The 16,149-nt window shown below is 57.8% G+C and carries 15 protein-coding genes; 10 read left to right on the top strand and 5 right to left on the bottom strand.

Annotated elements, in window-relative coordinates; genetic code table 11:
• Window positions 1–48 precede the first annotated feature (48 nt).
• From MP439_05335 to MP439_05325, 3 genes are all read left to right on the top strand, one after another.
• Entirely contained in the window at window positions 49–336 is a 288-nt protein-coding gene (locus MP439_05335) for a hypothetical protein (GenBank protein MCI2975484.1), read from the top strand.
• An 87-nt stretch (window positions 337–423) separates the two neighbouring features.
• Window positions 424–1,848, top strand: a complete 1,425-nt coding sequence (locus MP439_05330; protein MCI2975483.1) for a DUF4331 domain-containing protein — start codon at window positions 424–426, stop codon at window positions 1,846–1,848.
• On the top strand, window positions 1,845–2,216 hold the full coding sequence (locus tag MP439_05325; protein MCI2975482.1) for a hypothetical protein: 372 nt from the start codon (window positions 1,845–1,847) through the stop codon (window positions 2,214–2,216). Before MP439_05330 ends, MP439_05325 begins: the two co-directional genes overlap by 4 nt.
• 488 nt (window positions 2,217–2,704) lie before the next feature.
• Here MP439_05325 and soxR read toward each other — a convergent pair whose 3' ends face one another.
• Window positions 2,705–3,187, bottom strand: coding sequence for a redox-sensitive transcriptional activator SoxR (gene soxR, locus MP439_05320; GenBank protein MCI2975481.1), 483 nt, complete (start codon window positions 3,185–3,187; stop codon window positions 2,705–2,707).
• Between the two features lie 63 nt (window positions 3,188–3,250).
• On the opposite strand from soxR, the gene MP439_05315 reads away from it, so the two are divergent.
• Together MP439_05315 and MP439_05310 are read left to right on the top strand one after the other, a co-directional pair.
• Window positions 3,251–3,961, top strand: coding sequence for a hypothetical protein (locus MP439_05315; GenBank protein MCI2975480.1), 711 nt, complete (start codon window positions 3,251–3,253; stop codon window positions 3,959–3,961).
• A complete protein-coding gene (locus tag MP439_05310) occupies window positions 3,958–4,872 on the top strand; it encodes a hypothetical protein (GenBank protein ID MCI2975479.1) in 915 nt (304 codons plus the stop codon). Before MP439_05315 ends, MP439_05310 begins: the two co-directional genes overlap by 4 nt.
• A gap of 189 nt (window positions 4,873–5,061) precedes the next feature.
• Here MP439_05310 and MP439_05305 read toward each other — a convergent pair whose 3' ends face one another.
• Window positions 5,062–6,096, bottom strand: a complete 1,035-nt coding sequence (locus MP439_05305; protein MCI2975478.1) for a YihY/virulence factor BrkB family protein — start codon at window positions 6,094–6,096, stop codon at window positions 5,062–5,064.
• 434 nt (window positions 6,097–6,530) lie between these two features.
• Here MP439_05305 and MP439_05300 point away from each other — a divergent pair, with 434 nt between their 5' ends.
• Window positions 6,531–6,698 (top strand): hypothetical protein, encoded by a 168-nt coding sequence (locus tag MP439_05300; GenBank protein ID MCI2975477.1) that lies wholly within the window; start codon window positions 6,531–6,533, stop codon window positions 6,696–6,698.
• 51 nt (window positions 6,699–6,749) lie between these two features.
• Complete coding sequence (locus tag MP439_05295; protein MCI2975476.1) at window positions 6,750–7,010, top strand: hypothetical protein; 261 nt, start codon at window positions 6,750–6,752, stop codon at window positions 7,008–7,010.
• 591 nt (window positions 7,011–7,601) lie between these two features.
• On the opposite strand, the gene MP439_05290 is transcribed toward MP439_05295, so the two are convergent.
• Complete coding sequence (locus MP439_05290; GenBank protein ID MCI2975475.1) at window positions 7,602–9,611, bottom strand: MDR family MFS transporter; 2,010 nt, start codon at window positions 9,609–9,611, stop codon at window positions 7,602–7,604.
• Between the two features lie 828 nt (window positions 9,612–10,439).
• Here MP439_05290 and MP439_05285 point away from each other — a divergent pair.
• Complete coding sequence (locus tag MP439_05285) at window positions 10,440–11,612, top strand: G1 family endopeptidase (protein ID MCI2975474.1); 1,173 nt, start codon at window positions 10,440–10,442, stop codon at window positions 11,610–11,612.
• Window positions 11,613–11,970: 358 nt separating this feature from the next.
• Here MP439_05285 and MP439_05280 read toward each other — a convergent pair whose 3' ends face one another.
• Both MP439_05280 and MP439_05275 read right to left on the bottom strand, forming a co-directional pair.
• Window positions 11,971–13,380, bottom strand: a complete 1,410-nt coding sequence (locus MP439_05280) for an aminotransferase class V-fold PLP-dependent enzyme (GenBank protein ID MCI2975473.1) — start codon at window positions 13,378–13,380, stop codon at window positions 11,971–11,973.
• Window positions 13,381–13,411: 31 nt separating this feature from the next.
• Window positions 13,412–14,125: a GntR family transcriptional regulator gene (locus MP439_05275; protein MCI2975472.1), complete on the bottom strand. Its 714-nt coding sequence runs from the start codon at window positions 14,123–14,125 to the stop codon at window positions 13,412–13,414.
• 610 nt (window positions 14,126–14,735) lie between these two features.
• Here MP439_05275 and MP439_05270 point away from each other — a divergent pair.
• Together MP439_05270 and MP439_05265 are read left to right on the top strand one after the other, a co-directional pair.
• Window positions 14,736–14,984: a hypothetical protein gene (locus tag MP439_05270; GenBank protein ID MCI2975471.1), complete on the top strand. Its 249-nt coding sequence runs from the start codon at window positions 14,736–14,738 to the stop codon at window positions 14,982–14,984.
• Window positions 14,981–16,144, top strand: a complete 1,164-nt coding sequence (locus tag MP439_05265; GenBank protein ID MCI2975470.1) for a M20/M25/M40 family metallo-hydrolase — start codon at window positions 14,981–14,983, stop codon at window positions 16,142–16,144. The genes MP439_05270 and MP439_05265 overlap by 4 nt, the downstream gene beginning before the upstream one ends.
• The last annotated feature ends 5 nt before the right edge of the window (window positions 16,145–16,149 follow it).

Here is a 16,149-nt window from a genome sequence, read left to right as displayed (position 1 = left end):
CGAATCCTCTCCATCAACAGCGTTCGCTGTGTGAAGAATGGAGGCCATATGACCGAAGTAAGTCGTCGTTCCTTTCTGATTCGATCGTCAGCCACGCTGGCAGCGGCCGGTGCGGTTGCCGCAATCCCCGCCGGTGCGGTGAGACTGGCCGATTCGAAAGAGAAGACCAATGAAGCACTTACCCCCGAAGAGGCAAGCGCCCTCTCATCGCTGGTGGTACACGTTGCGAATCCCGCCACCGGCGAGTTGTCGGTCATGGTGGGAACCGAAGAGGTCCATATCACCGATCACCGACTTGTTGCACGACTTGCGTCCATGGTTCGCACCACTCGCTAAATCGTAGCACTTATTTCATTGTCAAGACTCGTACGCCAACTGTGATCAGCGCACGGCTTTGCTGTGCACCAGGAAAGGAACATTGTTATGTCATCACACCGGGAAGCACCCGCCATATCGAAGGATCCGGTAGCCGACTCCACCGATCTCTACGCATTTCGGTCGCCTGATAATCCAGACACCGTCACGATTATCGCCAACTACCTGCCGCTGCAACTTCCAGCTGGTGGACCAAACTTTTATGAGTTTGGCGACGATGTACTCTATGAGATTCACATCGCGAACAACCAAGAGCCATTGTCGAATATTACCTACCAGTTCCAGTTCCAGACCGAGTTGACCGACCCCAACACCTTCTTATACAACACCGGGCAGATTACGTCGTTGGACTCTCCAAACTGGAACCGTCGCCAGTTCTACTCGGCGGTTCGTATTGATCAGCATGGCTATCACGAACTTGCCAATCACGCTCCATGCCCGCCTTCAAATGTCGGTCCACGTTCGATTCCCCACTACACGCCGCTCGCAGACGCGGCGGTCGTAACCACCAGTGATGGCGAGAAGATCTTTGCTGGCCAGCGAGCGGAGGGCTTCTATGTCGATCTCGGTTCGATCTTTGATCTTGGGGATCTCCGACCGTTCTCGCCTGATCAGCTCATTCCTGGTCCAGCATCGGCTGGGGTCAACGCAACCGCTGGTCTTAACGTTGCCTCGATTGCGATTCAGGTTCCCATTTCGTTGCTGACCAACAATGGCTCGATGCCAACGTCGGTGACTGATCCCTCTGCAGTCCTTGGTATCTGGACCTCGGCTAACCGTCAGAAGGTCCGTGTCTATAACCCGCAGTTTCAAGGCACTGACTCCGATGTTGGCCCCTTCGTGCAGATCTCGAGGCTCGGTAACCCGCTGTTCAACGAGGTGATCGTTCCTATTGGCAAGAAGGATCTGTGGAACACTCTTCCACCGTTTGCTGATCGGGAGTTCCTCTCCTATGTTCAGCATCCCGAGCTGGGGTCGCTGTTGCCGGTGCTGTATCCGGGCGTCTTCCCCAACCTGGCTAAATATACGTCGGCACGAGCGGATCTGACAGCCATTTTGTTGACTGGAATTCCAACCGGCGTGGTCGATGGCCTCATGACCTATACCGGCCCTTGGTATTCAGACATGTTGCGGCTGAACGTGGCGATCCCACCTTCGAGCTCTCCCTCGATTCTCGGTGTCCTCGGTGGCGACTTGGCTGGGTATCCGAACGGTCGGCGAGTCTATGATGACGTGGTCTCGATTGAGCTGCGAGCGATCGCTGGCGCTACCATCCCGCTGGTGGATAAGAGCTACAAGCCTGACGCAGCGGCCGGTGCGATCTATGACGTCATCAATCCCAACACCACCACCGCAAGTCAACTCGGCCCAATTGGGGAGACATACTTGAGTAGTTTCCCGTACTTGGGTATCCCTTGGGATGGGTTCTCGAATCCGTCGACGACGCCGAAACCAAGTCTGGTCAACCCGTGACCGAGCCCTTATCTGTCCCTCCCCTGACACTCCTTGGGCATCGCACGATGCCCAAGGAGCACGTCGCGGCGACCACCGGAGCGGTCGCGATCGATATTGATGAGACCACTGGAGCCCTCATCGTGCTCGGTGGTGCAGAGCATGTCGGTCGAGAGTGCTTTGTACGGGGTTCCGAGGGTTTTCACAAGCACGTGTGGTTTCTCGATCGGGTTATGGCCAGTGGCCACCGAGTCGCTGCTGTCTTTGCGAGCCTCGACCCTGGGACCTATCGGGTTGACATCGAAGGTGATGAGCAACTCGGGTTGGTTCAAATTCTCGCAGGAGCGGTACAGACCGTGACCGTCGAGTCGACGAGCGAGCGCGCCTGAAGTACCTGCTGCGCCAAGCAGCACGAGACTGTACCCGCATCGCGCCCACGGAGCCTGATCATAGGTTAAGAAGTCGGGCAAAGGAGCCAGTGGTTTTGTGTGAAGTTCCTTCTGGGTCGAGCACGGTGTCGGTGTGTGCAGGGAGCTATATCGCGCAGGTAAACCTTTTGCAATGGCGCGAACCGATTACCCTGCAGCATCAGGTTGGCAATCGTGAACGATGTTGAGCCCGGTGCAAGCCAAGGACCTCTCCCTGCTCTTGGGGTGGCCGCATCTTGCGTTCTTGGTTGTGCAAGGTGGCTCTTTGTCCGTGAGGATTCGCTCTGACCCCGGCACGATTGTCAAACGGCAGGCTTGACCCCCTGGCACCGGATGTAGTTTGAGGTTACGCGGACGCGATCGGCGGTGACGAGGTGGTTCACCGTGCTCGGTGGGGCGATTTGATCCAAGCTTGAGCCAACGTCGCCCATCATCGACCGGTGACGTGCTCATCCGTCGCGGTCGGTGGGTGAGGCATCGGATGGTTCGTCTCCGAGAAGGTATCGCGCGCCAGTTCCGAGCTTTGCCGCTCGATCGTCGGTGTTATAGAGTGCACATCTCTGGAGCGAGAGACAGCCGCAACCGATGCAGGAGTCGAGATTATCCCGTAGGCTCTCAAGAGTTCGGATCTGTTCATCGATACGACTTCTCCAACTCGCTGAGAGCCGTCTCCAGTCTTTGGGTGTCGGTGTCCGGTTGTCTGGGAGCAGCGAGAGTGCTCGCCCAATCTCGTCCAGTGAAAGTCCGACCCGTTGTGCGACTTTGATGAAGGCGATGCGTCGTATCGTGGCACGGGGAAACATGCGATGTTGGCCGTTCGGTCGAACCGAGGTGATGAGGCCTCGTTCTTCGTAAAATCGTAGTGTCGCAACCGAGATTCCACAGCGTTGGGCGACCATCCCAATTGAGCACAGTTCCTGTTGAGAAGTCATGTTTATAATTTTTCCTTGTTCTGACTTGACCTCAAGTTAACTTGAGATTGTATCGTAGTTCCCATGAACCAAACCACGACCGATCAACCGATACCGATGGGCTACGACGACCTTGGACCGCTCATCGAACTCATGAGAGGCGACGAGAAGCACGACCCGAGTGCGCATTCGACCCTCGATGTACTCTGGGTACTGTATAACGCTGTGCTCGCTATCCAAAATGAGTCGATCGACGATCCGATGCGTGATCGGTTGTTCATCTCCAAAGGGCATGGACCGATGGCTCTCTATGCCGTTTTGGCCGCCAAAGGATTGCTCGATGTCGCGGATCTCCCGTCCTATGGCAAGTTCTCGTCGTCACTCGGCTGGCACCCTGATCGGCTGCGGATTCGATCGGTTGAGATCTCTAGCGGTTCGCTTGGCCATGGGTTAGCGATCGCGTGTGGGAGCCTCTATGCCCTCAGGCTCACAATGGCTACGACACCGCGAGTATTTTGCCTGATGGGTGATGGTGAACTCGACGAGGGTTCCGTCCACGAGGCCATTGCGCTCGCCGGTCGTCTTGAGCTAGGATCCCTGATCGCGATCGTTATCGACAACCACAGCGCGAGTCTTCGCTGGCCAGGCGGAATTGCTGCTCGATTTCGCGTAGAGGGATGGCGCACCAATACGGTGTCGGCCAATGATCATGGTGAGCTTCTGACTGCATTGCAAGATGGCGATGTCAACCCCACCCAAGCTCCTCGTGCCGTCGTGTGTGAGGTCCGATCATGACCGTCACGACACCTGGAAAGATCACGATGCGAGAGGCTTTCTTTAGGGCGGTAGAGGATTGGTTGGCCGACGATGCTGGCGCTATCATCGTGCTCGCCGATATCTCTGCCTCAGGTCTTGAGCACGCGAGCCAGCGCTTCCCCGGACGGGTGCTCAATGTCGGCATTCGGGAGCAGGCGGCGATCGGGGTGGCGGCAGGCTTGAGTCTTGAGGGCCTTCATCCACTGGTTCACACCTATGCACCGTTTCTTATCGAAAGGCCATTTGAGATGATCAAAGACGATCTCTTTCATCAAGAACTGTCTGCCACCCTCGTCTCGATCGGTGCCTCCTATGATGAGCCGGCCTACGGCCGCACGCACCAATGCCCTGAAGATATCATGTTGCTCGATAGCCTTGGCGCGAGTCAGGTATTTGTCCCTGGGCACCCTGGGGAGGTTGCTCCACTCCTGCGTCGTGCGGTCTCGGCGCAAACGGTGAGCTACCTGCGCTTGAGCACAGCAACCAACAGTACGGCCCATACCCATGATGTGACGACCATGATCCGGGTCAAGACGGGCGTACGTGGTGTAGTCGTGGCGGTGGGTCCAATGCTCGATCCAGTGCTGGAGGCCACCCAAACTCTTGACGTGACTGTTCTGTATGCGAGCACTATCCGTCCCTTTGACGAGGCGACGCTGAGGGCGGCAACCGAGGTTAGTACCGATGTTGTGATGATTGAGCCCTACCTCGCAGGCACCTCAACTACCATCGTCGAACGGGCGCTACAGGATGTACCTCATCGGATCCTTGGTCTGGGAGTGCGCACTCGTGACCCGCATCGCTATGGCACGCGACACGAGCATGACCAGCTGCAGGGTCTCGACCCTTCCGGCATTGCAGCGTCCCTTCGTGACTTCCTCGCTCTCTGAGTATGCGATCGACAACGTTGTGATGCACGCCTACAGCGATCGGCAAGAGTGGCGAACGAGGCTGTCGGCGTACCCGGCAATGTGAGCGTTTGTTGAAGATCCAGCGTGGCGGTGACTGCTAAGCCACCATCGTCCACTATCTGGCAACTTGGCTGTTGGTGGCTTGACGCCGCGCCTTTGGTGGAGCCTTCAGGCTTTGGACTCTGCTGAAGTGGATCCGTCCGAAATGAGGTCATCTACATCATCCGGGTCCTTTGTTGGCTTCTTGGTAAAGGTAACGGTGATCTCTTGCTCGGGTCGATATTGTTGCTGCTTTGCCAGGGCTGTCAAAGCTAGCTCGTCAGCGGAGGTCAACGGCGGCTGTGTCAAACTGCGGGGCCAAAGTTTTCGAACATGGACGACATTGATCTCGGCGGCATAGAGGGTGGCGGTAGCGGTGAGTCCGAGCCAGGTGATCAGGCCGAGCACGAGTCCGAAGACGCCATAGGTGGCTGACGCGTGTGCGAGTTGGTGCCCCAGTAGATAACCCCCCAGTTGTTGCAGTGCACTCCAGGCGACACCTGCTACGAGGGCTCCAGGTAGGAGATCCTCGGTTGGGATCGATCGTGGGGCCAGGAACCGAAACCCGATCACGTACAACCCGAGATTGATGATGACGGTGACGACGATCAGCGCTATCTTGCCTAGCTCGTGACCGCCAAGGGTGGCGGTGAAGGTGGCGAGGGACGACGTGATCAAGACGTTGATACCGAGTATCGTGAGGATACCAAAGTTGCGGAGTGTGCGGGGGATGAAGTTGGGTCGATCGGTCATAGGAACGTTCCAGACCGTGGCCATCGCCTCTTGCGCGGCTGTTGCAACGCCTTGGGCGCCCCAGAGCAGTCCAATGACCCCGATTACAAGCCCGAGTGCGCTGTGGGTGTCGAGTGCGTGCACCCCCGCCCGGGAACGCAATTGCGGGCCGATGACAGGAATCTGCGAGAAGACCGTGTTGGAGATCTGATGCGACAACGATGGGTTGTGGGCGAAGACGATCCCTGTCAGGGTCACTGCAACGAGCAAGAGAGGAAAGAGGGACGCGAAGCCATAATAGGCGATCAGTAACGCCCATGTGGATGCCGAGTCTTGCCCATATTTGCGTAGGACGGCGTACGCAAAAGCTAGGGGCCAGTGCCGTTGCTGGAAATCGTCGACGCGATGGAGGAGTTCTTTGGGGTCGGGCATTTCAGGGCCATTCTAGAGGCGAGACGCTTGTGATGACAGTCCTTCATCTGCTTGAGATCGCCCCCATGCCCACCTGCCATCCCTCGACCCAGCCATTCGGCGGACGAGAAATCTTCGATCTTCGTAGTCTCGTTGTGCGATGAGAGGTGCCCATGATGCCCGGTTAGCATGCTCCTATGGAGTAGGGCAATCTCGGGCATACCGGTATGTACGTCAGTCAACTGTGTCTTGGTGCCATGATGTTTGGTGCCTGTGAGCCTGATCACTAGACGGCGGTTCGAATCATTCATCGTGCCTTGGATTCTGGCATTAACATTATCGATACGGCTGATGTTACTCAAGCCGAGTACGAGGTCATCGTTGGCGAGGCGTAGGCAGGCGGCGCGTGGATGTGATTCTCGCCACCAATTTCCATGGTCCTATGGGCGGTTGCAATGGGCGCCTCTGGAGGAGACCCGAACCGGCGGGGCAATTCACGTCGTTGGATCATCCGAGAGGTCGAGGTGGGCTTGCAGACCGATTGGATCGATCTCTACAAGGTTCACCGTTTAGATGCCGATACCGACGATGACGAGACGGTCAGTGCAGGGACCGATCTGTAGCGTGCAAGAAAGATTCGCGCTTTGGGATCTTCAGCGTTTGAAGCGTCACCCATGGTGGAGGATCAGCGGATCTCTCACCGGCGTGGATGGGGCCGATTTGTGGGCACAAAGTCCCCGTATTCGCTTCCTGATCGCGGTATCGAACGTGAGGTACTGCCGGTGGCCCAGCGCTATCAGTTGGGTGTTCTCACCTGGAGTCGTCTTGCAGGCGGTTGGCGTTCGGGCGCGATTCGCAAGGGAGCTAGTGCCCCGGCGACACGGCGGGCCCAGATGATGCCGGCATGGTTTGATCCCTCGCTCACAACGAACTAGGAGCGTGCTGAATAAGCCCGATTATTGCCAAACTGAGATGCTAAAAGTCCAGGTCAGAGAGCTGTGATTTTCTTGAAACATGACTTATTCAGCACGCTCCTAGGCCAACCTCGAGGCGGTCGAGCAGTTTGCATCGTTGGCCCAAGCATGGGGCCACTCCTTGGTGCACCTCGCGCTCGCCCTTGTGCTATCCCATCTAAGTGTCACAACTCCCATCGTTGGCTCAAGAACGATGGGACAGCTGCAAGAGCAGTTGGGTGCCGTCGACGTTCACTTAAGCGATGAGGTGTTGGACCAAATCGATACGATGGTTGCTCCTGGTCAGACGGTCGGAGACGATGGAAACGCTTGTGCCACCGAAGCGATGACCAATCCATTCTTACGTCGCCGAAGGACGTAACTCCTCCTTCCATAGCCGATACCGGTCAGATTGTGGGTCGCCACCTGCGTCGTCGTGTGCGTCGATTGCCTCCGTCGTCTCGATCAGTGTGCCAGATCGTATTCTTGGCTATAGACGTGAATGGTCGCCAGTATCGATGCGCACCAGCGAGCCGGACACCCAACGTTCTTGGTCGCGCCGACGTCACTACCTCATTGGCTTGGGGCAAGGAATTCCTGGCGACGTTGCGGATCGTCGAAGAGGTTGCGTGCGAGTGCCCCGATCCTCTCTGAGAGACGGGCATCGACCTCGTCAGACCAGCCACCAAGGAGGCGACGAAGACCGTCGCGGCGGGCTTGCACGAGGTGTTCAATAGCCTGTGCACCACGTTCGGTGACGCTGACGATGGTCGACGTCGTGGCTGGGTCCTCGGTGACGTCGATGAGCTCCGCCCTAACGAGCGGTGTCAGCAGCCCACGGAATGCCTCCGGAGCCACTCCGACGCGATCGGCGAGGGCCGAGAGATCGACCGTTGATTGACCGTCGAGCCGAAAGAGCACGAAGGTCGAACGTGGATCGAGATCGAGTCCAGCTGCTGTTGCGAGTGCGTGATAGATCGCTGGCCGATCCTCGCGGGATGCGATGACCGACAGGGCGCGAAGGACCTCGTCCTCGGAGCTGCGGACCGAGGGCTGTGCCGTTGGAGCTAGTCGTTGTGCAGGGTCTGGGGCGCCAACCACCTCCCGCATCGGCACCTCCTTGAGCGTCCATGCCAGGACGAAAGCGATCAGGGCGATCGGAACGGCGACAAGAAAGACAGTACTAAGCGTGGTTGCATACGCGTGGATGAAGCCAGCATGCACCGGTGCAGGGAGCTTTGCTAAACTCGCTGGGCTGGCACCGGCAGTTGGGTGAAACCCGGCTGGTAAGCGCAGCCCGCGTAGGTCGTGGGTCAGGTGGCCGACGAGCTCGTCGGCGAAGATGGCGCCAAAGATCGCGGTGCCAAATGAGCTGCCGATCGAGCGAAAGAAGGTGGCGCCAGAGGTGGCGACTCCGAGGTCTTGATAGTCGACGGCGTTTTGGACCGCGATGACGAGCACCTCCATCACTCCACCAATGCCGATGCCCAACACGAACATCCAGGCAGACGATGTGAGAGTGCTCGTTGATACCGTCATGGTCGAAAGGAGATAGAGACCTAGGGCCATGAGGGCGCTACCGATGATCGGGAAGACCTTGTACCTGCCCCAACGAGTGATGAGGGCTCCGGAGGTAATGGTGGTCAGGAGAAGGCCGGCCATCAGCGGGAGGAGTCGAAGACCAGAGGCGGTGGCGCTTACACCTTGTACCACCTGGAGATACTGCGGGAGATACGTGATTGACCCGAACATGGCAAAACCAACTACGAATCCGATGGCACTGGTCGCAGAGAAGATGCGATTGGCAAAGAGCCTGAGGGGGATGACCGGCTCTGGGGCACGTCGCTCAACGGCGATAAACCCAAAGAGACAGACGATGGCGATCACCGCCAGCGCCGCGGTCTGGAGGGAGAGCCATGCAAATGTGCTGCCACCAAGTGTGGTGAGGAGCACCAAGCTAACCGCAACACCTGCGATGAGAATGGTCCCCAGGTAGTCGATGACATGAGCTACTCGTTCGGTAGCACTCGGTAGCGCCAACGCAGCGACGACGAGCGCGAGCACGCCGAATGGAAGGTTGACGTAAAAGACCCATCGCCAGCCAACGTCGTCAACGAGAAACCCCCCGATCAATGGTCCAAGGACGCTTGCTACTCCAAAGACGGCACCAAAGACACCTTCGTAGCGACCGCGTTCTCGAGGGGAGACGACATCGCCGATGATGGCCTGCGCACCGACCACCAGGCCGCCGGCTCCGATCCCCTGGAGCCCGCGGAAGGCGATAAGCTCAAGCATCGAGGCTGAGAGTCCAGAGAGGGCCGATCCCACAAGGAAGATGACGATCGCAACCTCGAAGAAGACCTTGCGACCATAGAGATCGCCAAGTTTGCCCCAAAGCGGGGTCGAAGCGGTCTCGGCAAGGAGATAGGCGGTCACGATCCACGAGAGGTGAGAGAGGCCATGGAGGTCGCCGGCAATGGTGGGCAAGGCCGTCGCCACGATCGTCTGATCGAGGGCGCCGATCAGCATACCGAGCATCAACGCGACCAAGATAAAGATCAGTCTTCGTTTACTTACGACCATCCGACCTACCTTCGTTGTCCGTGACCGGCTGAACTGCTGTACTTGGCGCCGAGCCAGGGCGCGGTCATAGCCTGATGCCACGATGCACAGCGCTGGATTAGACGAACCTCACCGAGCGATGTGACGTGGCCAGATTGAGTGTCGGTTTGTTCAGTTCTTGTCCCCATCTAGCCGTGTGGCTTTGGTCCGAGCGTTCCTCGTTGTCGGTGATTGCACACGGTTCGACAATATCACACCCGCGCACATCATCACGGGCAATATTAGAAAGATACCTCGCTCATGCACGAGACATCGTTCGTATGTGGCATGGCAACTGCCTGGTTCGTTGACTCTCGGCCTGATTGACGGATGTAGCGCATCGCTTGTCGCCGTCGTCAAGAGGTCGTTGACGCCAGAACGTGGTGGTAAGGCTGCCAAGGGTCGGATGGATGCGTTATGATCGCCCGGCAAGACGTATTGTCGGGCTGTACCAGAGAGACTATCGGAATCCCATCTCCTCATTGCGTGGGCCAAGACGCCCCTGATTGTATGGCCGTCATGATGCCCACCAGATGTTACGGGCCCAGAAGCATCCAGGTTTTTCTACGCTTTGACTAGTGATCTCCTAAGACGGGTGGCTTACCTTCACGGTTAAAGGTAGTGAAGAGATGATGGCTGGTATTCGCAGTTACAACAGCAATGATGAACGCCGAATAGGTGCCTCCAGGCGAGAGAACCTCGGTCTCGACATAGTTGATTTGTCGATCAGCAGTCGAGCTGGTGTACATCCCATCCATGAGCGCGGGGTAGCTGCGATGGAAGCATTTGCGAATCGATGGAGGTAATACAATGAAGACACAGAAATCCTCGGCGAAGAGACTTTTCCTGGTTGGGACCGCGGCAGCGTTGGCAGTTGCCGTTTGGGGGACGACATCGGCCGAAACGACGCACGCCAAACTCCGCGAACCGCGAACCTTTGCGGCCTCACGCAAGAGCGCAGAGTCTACGAGCTCCCCAAATTCCTTGGCGAAACTTGTGCAACAGTACAGCCAATCAAATGCAGCTACGCCGGCTGCATCGACTGCCAGCAGTGCTGGAACTTTGAAGATTCAGGCGCCACAAGGCATCGGCACAATCGAGGGAACCGAGCTACAGCAACAGCTCCAAGCGAGCGGCGGCGACGGTTCGCTGCAATGGTCGTTGAGCTCAAATCTCGACTGGCTACAGATCACACCGAATGGAACCCTGTTTGGGATACCGGACGCACCAGGGAGCGGGCAGGCGACGATCACCGTGACGGATGCCGCAGGTGCCTCGGCTCAGGTGAGGCTACCAGTCGTCGTTGACGTTCCGTCTGGCAACTGGTCAGGGTACGTCGACTATTCCCCGAACGGAGTGCCCTTTACCAAGGCAAGCGCGCAGTTCATCGTGCCAAAGATCTCCTCGTCGTTGCCTGCATCGTGTGCGAACGATGTGTCTGGCGGCATGAGTCTTTCGTGTTCACTCGCACAATGGGTCGGAGTTGGTGGCACATCTGGCAATCAGACGCTCATCCAAGCTGGTGTCTATGAGATACCGGATCTGGCGAATGGTTCGGTCAAGATCGTCCCGTGGGTAGAGAATCTGCCGAGCCCCTCTCAGACGGTGCCAAACATGAGCGTCGCCCCTGGCAACGACATGCAGGTGACCGTCGAACAGGTGGTCGGCACTGAGTGGAAGGTGACGGTCAACGACCTCACGACTGGACAGTCGGTGAGTGCTGTCGGCAACTACTACGGCTCGGGTGACAGTGCAGACTTCATCGTCGAGGCACCGACCACGAACGCAGGACAAACGGTCCCGACCCCGTTCGCAAGCCCCATTAAGTTCTTCGACGTCCAGGTAGCGAGCGCGGACTCTGGCGCGACTCAGATGATGATCCCGACAGCCATGGTCCAGTCAGGAGCGGTGGCTACCTATCCGGGTAGGTTCCATGCCTCGAAGGATGGCTTCAATGTTTACTACAACGATCAACAGAGTTAGCGGACCCAGCTGTGACAGCCTGCTAACTTGCTGCGCCATCGCTGATGACGTCAACAATGTCTAACTCAACCGACAAGGCCGACTTTCGTTCAGAGAGTCGGCCTTGGCATCTCTTTGCGTTCTGTTGTGTGTCGTGCCAGCTGGATCGCACTTTGTCGGTCCTGTTGCTCAGCTAGTGTAAATGCGTGGCCGACGTCTCGAAGCTACCCTAACTGCCAGCTTGTGCAGTCGTTAATACGACGAAACTTGGTTACCAAGTTCACGGACCCCGATGTTTGGCTAGCAGTGGCACCCGCTTCACGCTGGTGGAGCCAGGTCGATTCGTCTCACGACAGGCTCTTGTGAGGGAGCCTCGAGCCTACACGGAGCGCTTAAGTGGCACCGGGAGATCCGGCCATGGCCGAGGGTCTGGTTCTGGTTTGAACTCGCCGGTTGCTTGATCGATGTCGTAAGTCCAATCTGGCCCCTCTGCGGCGATGTGTCGCAACGATGCCACGAGGTAGTCAATGTCTGCGCGGGTCGTACCCACACCCACGCTCATGCGCACCGCGCCCGGTAGCCGGGGCCGATGCCCCGCCTTGAGCTCGGCACGCAACGACACTGCTTGCTCATCGCTCACGTCGAGCAGTTCAAGAATCAGCGGATGAGCGCAGAAGCAGCCGTGTCGGACGCCGATTCCGTATTCTGCACTGAGGATAGCGGCGAGATGGCTGTGGTCATAGCCGCTGAGGTTGAAGGTCGCTACGCCGATTCGGGGTGCTTCAGGCGGCCAAAGCCGATAGAGTTCGATGCCGGGAATGGTTCCGAGCTCGGTTCTGGCATAGCTGGCGAGGTCGATCTCCTCCCGTGCCAGCCGGTCCATGCCGTAGTTCTCCAACGTTTCGCAGGCGATCGCCATAGCCACCGCTCCGATGACATTTGGTGATCCGGCCTCGTGTCGGGCGGGCCCTTTCGACCAAAGGACTTCGGTTGGCGTGACGAAATCAACTGCACCTCCACCACGCAGGTAGGCGTCGGCACCATCCAACCAATCCGCCTTGCCAATGAGTACGCCAGCGCCGTAGGGGGCGTACAGCTTGTGTCCAGAGGCGGCAAGGTAGTCGATGTCGAGCGCAGCCATGTCGATGGGCAAGTGAGGGGCCATCTGTGCCGCATCAACAACGATACGTGCCCCGTGAGCGTGAGCCACCGAGGCGAGTTCAGCGATAGGCCAGACTTCACCGGTGACGTTAGAGGCGCCAGTCACCGCGACAAGTGTCGTCATGGGATGGGCTACCAGGTAACTGGTGAGTCGTTCAATGGCCTGGGATGCACTCGTTGGCATCTCAAGATAGCTGACATCACCAGACGTGTGTTGCCAGGGCAGCAGCGTTGCGTGATGCTCGGAGGTGAAGGCGACTACCTGCGCGCGTGGTGGCAGGCAGCTGGCAAGAAGATTCATCGAGTCGGTCGTGTTGCGAGTGACAATGACGCTATCGGATCTGTGGGCATGAAAAAACCGACGAAACGTCTCCTTGGCCCCCTCGTACGCTGCCGTCGAGATCTGTGACTTGGTGCCAGCCCCCCGATGGACGCTGCTGTAATACGGCAGAAATGCATCAAGCCGCTCTTTGACGGCGACCAAGGCTGGCGTACTTGCTGCATAGTCGAGGTTCACATAGCGTCGCCATGTTCCAGAGACGAGTGGGACCTCGATCGAGGCCCCGATCAGTTCGAGGGAGGACGTGCTGGGTTGTGTTGCGTTTGTCGTAGCCAAAGGCGTGGTCATGAGCGGGCTCCTTTTTGGTGATTGGGCATTGCTATTGGGCATGGTTGTCAAGGGTCGTTGGCTTGCCGTCAAAGGCACCAGTCAAAAAGGCTTGATCGACCATGGTTTGTGCGTCGTCGAGCTGGGATTGCACCTCCAAGACCGCCGCGGTTGTGTCTCCGGCCTCAAGGGCTGCAATCAAGGCCTGATGTTCGTGGATGATGGCTGCTCCACGGTCACTGTGTTGGAGGCCGAGAAACAGCAGTCGCTCCATCTCATCAAGCAGGGGTATCAAGAGATCGACAAGGCGACGATTGCCCGAGGCAGTTGCTACTGCTAGGTGGAATTGCTGGTTGGTGCTAAGAAAGGTTTGGATGCTCTCCGGATCAGACGGGTCATAGCTGATGGTGCTACCGACCGCATCGAGCTCGCGCAGCTGTTCGCCATTGACGTGCCCGGCAGCCAGGCGAACGGTTTCAGACTCGATGAGTCGACGCACATCGAACAGGTTGTGAACGTCAGTAATTGCGATTGGTGCAACGGCGTATCTACGGGCCGCGAGCACGACGATCAATCGACCATGACGCAGCCGGGCGAGCGCTTCACGCACTGGGGTTCGGCTCGACCCAACTAACTCGGCGGCCTGTAACTCGGTAAACTCCGTCCCTGGCGAAAGGGTCCCACAGAGGATCATGCGCTTGAGGTGTTGATAGGCGGCATCACTGACAGAGGTGTGCGGACGCTGACCTGGTATACCAATGGGCATACTCACCATCATACCCGTTGGCATTCTTTGGGCAATCCGGTGAGGCCCGGGGCCACCAAGCCTGCTGACACCCGTGTCGAGTGGTGCCATTGGTAATCGATTGTGTCCAGTGGCGAACTGCGACGATGGAACGGTTTAACGTGATGGCCGTCGCTGCGTTGGTTCCGTTCAGGTATCCCTTGAGTGTTGAGTGTTGAGCAGTTGGGTGTGGGTGAGTAAAGATCGGCGGTGCAAACCCGATCCCGCCATCGATGAGCGGTCCCAGGTGGTGTAGGCCGAGACCGACCTGGCCTCGTGGTGGATTTGCGAGCTGCGGTGTCGAGCACGAAGGTACGAAGCCTTCGCACACCACCGGCTGGTACCAAATGGATGGTCAATAAATTACATGGTAGACTCTAGTTGTATGAAATAGTACAAATATGGATGGCGCAGTTATGAGTTCATCGCCTCGCGATCGAGACGGTGTTCTCTCCTGGGTGCAAAAACGCACATCGCAACGCATCTGTATCGGAGGGTACCAACGGGGCAAGGGGTGGAACTGCCATGGCAAATAGGTTCAATCGAGCGCGAGGTCTTCAGCTGACCCGCCTCCGAGAGGTGAGTTGTTTAGGTGCAAGCGCCGCGCCATCTGTGGGTCGTTGTGCTTGAGTTCGAGTCAGATGATACCCGATACCTTGCGGAACTTGCAGAGTATGTGGCGATACCGAGTGTCAGCCGGGATGCGACCGACGATACAATGCGGCGAGCCGCCCAGTGGCTCGTCAAGCAGCTCTCGTTCGCCAGAGCTCATCTCGTTGAGACCGATGGAAACCCTGTCGTGGTCGGTGAGTGGATGGGTGCCATAGGAGCACCTATTTGATCTACGGTCATTATGACGTTCAGCCACCTGGTGACCTCAGCGAGTGGCAGAGCGACCCCTTTACGCTGACCCGTGAGGGTGAAATCGTGCGGGGACGCGGCGTGACTGATGACAAAGGTCCCGTCTATCTCGTGCTCAAAGTGGCACAAGCTTTTCTGGCACAAGAAGGTTGCCTACCAATCAACGTCAAATTTCTATTCGAGGGAGAGGAGGAGATTGGCAGCCCTCACCTTTCTTCGTTTGTGGTTGAAAATGTCGGGGCATTGGCTGCGGACCTTGTCATTTCGGCTGATGGGGCTATGTGGCGGCCAGATGAGCCATCGTTATCTGTTGGCTCAAAGGGTCTCGTATCGATGGATATCGAGGTTGAGGGAGCTCGCGACGATCTACACTCTGGGCGATTCGGTGGCGTTGTTCCAAACCCGATCCATGTCCTTGGCGAGATTATCGCGGGGCTTCACCATAAGGATGGAAGCGTTGCGGTCGCTGGGTTCTATGACGGCGTCGACGAACCTGACGCCGATCGCCGTCGTCAGATCGCTGCGGTCGCCTTTGATGAAGCGCGTTTCCTCGATGATTTGGGACTAGCTAGTGGGGTAGGCGAGGCGGGCTATTCGCTGCTGGAGCGACTGTGGGAACGACCAACACTCGAAGTCAACGGAGTCAGGGCTGGAGGGAAATACACGGTCATCCCCCATGTCGCCGTCGCCAACATCTCCTGCCGTCTGGTACCTGGACAGGATCCGAATGCGGTGGTTGCGGCGATCCAGGCCCACTTCAATCGTCTGGTGCTGCCTGGGGTCACCATTCGCGTCAAGGTCGATGCCCCACGGATTCCGGCATATACAATTGCCGCTGATCACCCTGCGATCGGGGCGGCGAAGGCCGCGCTCGAAATGGTCTACCCTGATCAGGAGATTCTGCTTGCCAAGATTGCAGGAACGCTCCCGCCGGTGACGCTGTTCGAGGAGCATCTGGGTGCCAAGACGCTGTTCTTCTCGTTCTCAACCGCCGACGAGAAGCTACATGCACCGAACGAGTACCTGAGGGTCCGGCGCTTGCGTGAGGGGATGATGGCCTGGGAGCAGCTTTGGCGGCTGCTCGCCCAAGGGGAGTATCTCGGGGATCCAGGAGAGCGCCAAGTAGCGAGAGGTGAGTGAGGGCC

It is taken from the genome of Ferrimicrobium sp. (genome assembly GCA_022690815.1).
Lineage (GTDB): Bacteria > Actinomycetota > Acidimicrobiia > Acidimicrobiales > Acidimicrobiaceae > Ferrimicrobium.
This window is presented reverse-complemented; position numbering and strand designations above follow the sequence as displayed.

Coding starts and splice junctions, on each gene's coding strand:
- MP439_05305 (MCI2975478.1), bottom strand. CDS start 6,096: ATGCCCGACCCCAAAGAACTCCTCCATCGCGTCGACGATTTCCAGCAA.
- MP439_05315 (MCI2975480.1), top strand. CDS start 3,251: ATGAACCAAACCACGACCGATCAACCGATACCGATGGGCTACGACGAC.
- MP439_05300 (MCI2975477.1), top strand. CDS start 6,531: ATGGGCGCCTCTGGAGGAGACCCGAACCGGCGGGGCAATTCACGTCGT.
- MP439_05275 (MCI2975472.1), bottom strand. CDS start 14,125: ATGCCCATTGGTATACCAGGTCAGCGTCCGCACACCTCTGTCAGTGAT.
- MP439_05285 (MCI2975474.1), top strand. CDS start 10,440: ATGAAGACACAGAAATCCTCGGCGAAGAGACTTTTCCTGGTTGGGACC.
- MP439_05280 (MCI2975473.1), bottom strand. CDS start 13,380: ATGACCACGCCTTTGGCTACGACAAACGCAACACAACCCAGCACGTCC.
- MP439_05310 (MCI2975479.1), top strand. CDS start 3,958: ATGACCGTCACGACACCTGGAAAGATCACGATGCGAGAGGCTTTCTTT.
- soxR (MCI2975481.1), bottom strand. CDS start 3,187: ATGACTTCTCAACAGGAACTGTGCTCAATTGGGATGGTCGCCCAACGC.
- MP439_05290 (MCI2975475.1), bottom strand. CDS start 9,611: ATGGTCGTAAGTAAACGAAGACTGATCTTTATCTTGGTCGCGTTGATG.
- MP439_05295 (MCI2975476.1), top strand. CDS start 6,750: ATGGTGGAGGATCAGCGGATCTCTCACCGGCGTGGATGGGGCCGATTT.
- MP439_05330 (MCI2975483.1), top strand. CDS start 424: ATGTCATCACACCGGGAAGCACCCGCCATATCGAAGGATCCGGTAGCC.
- MP439_05335 (MCI2975484.1), top strand. CDS start 49: ATGACCGAAGTAAGTCGTCGTTCCTTTCTGATTCGATCGTCAGCCACG.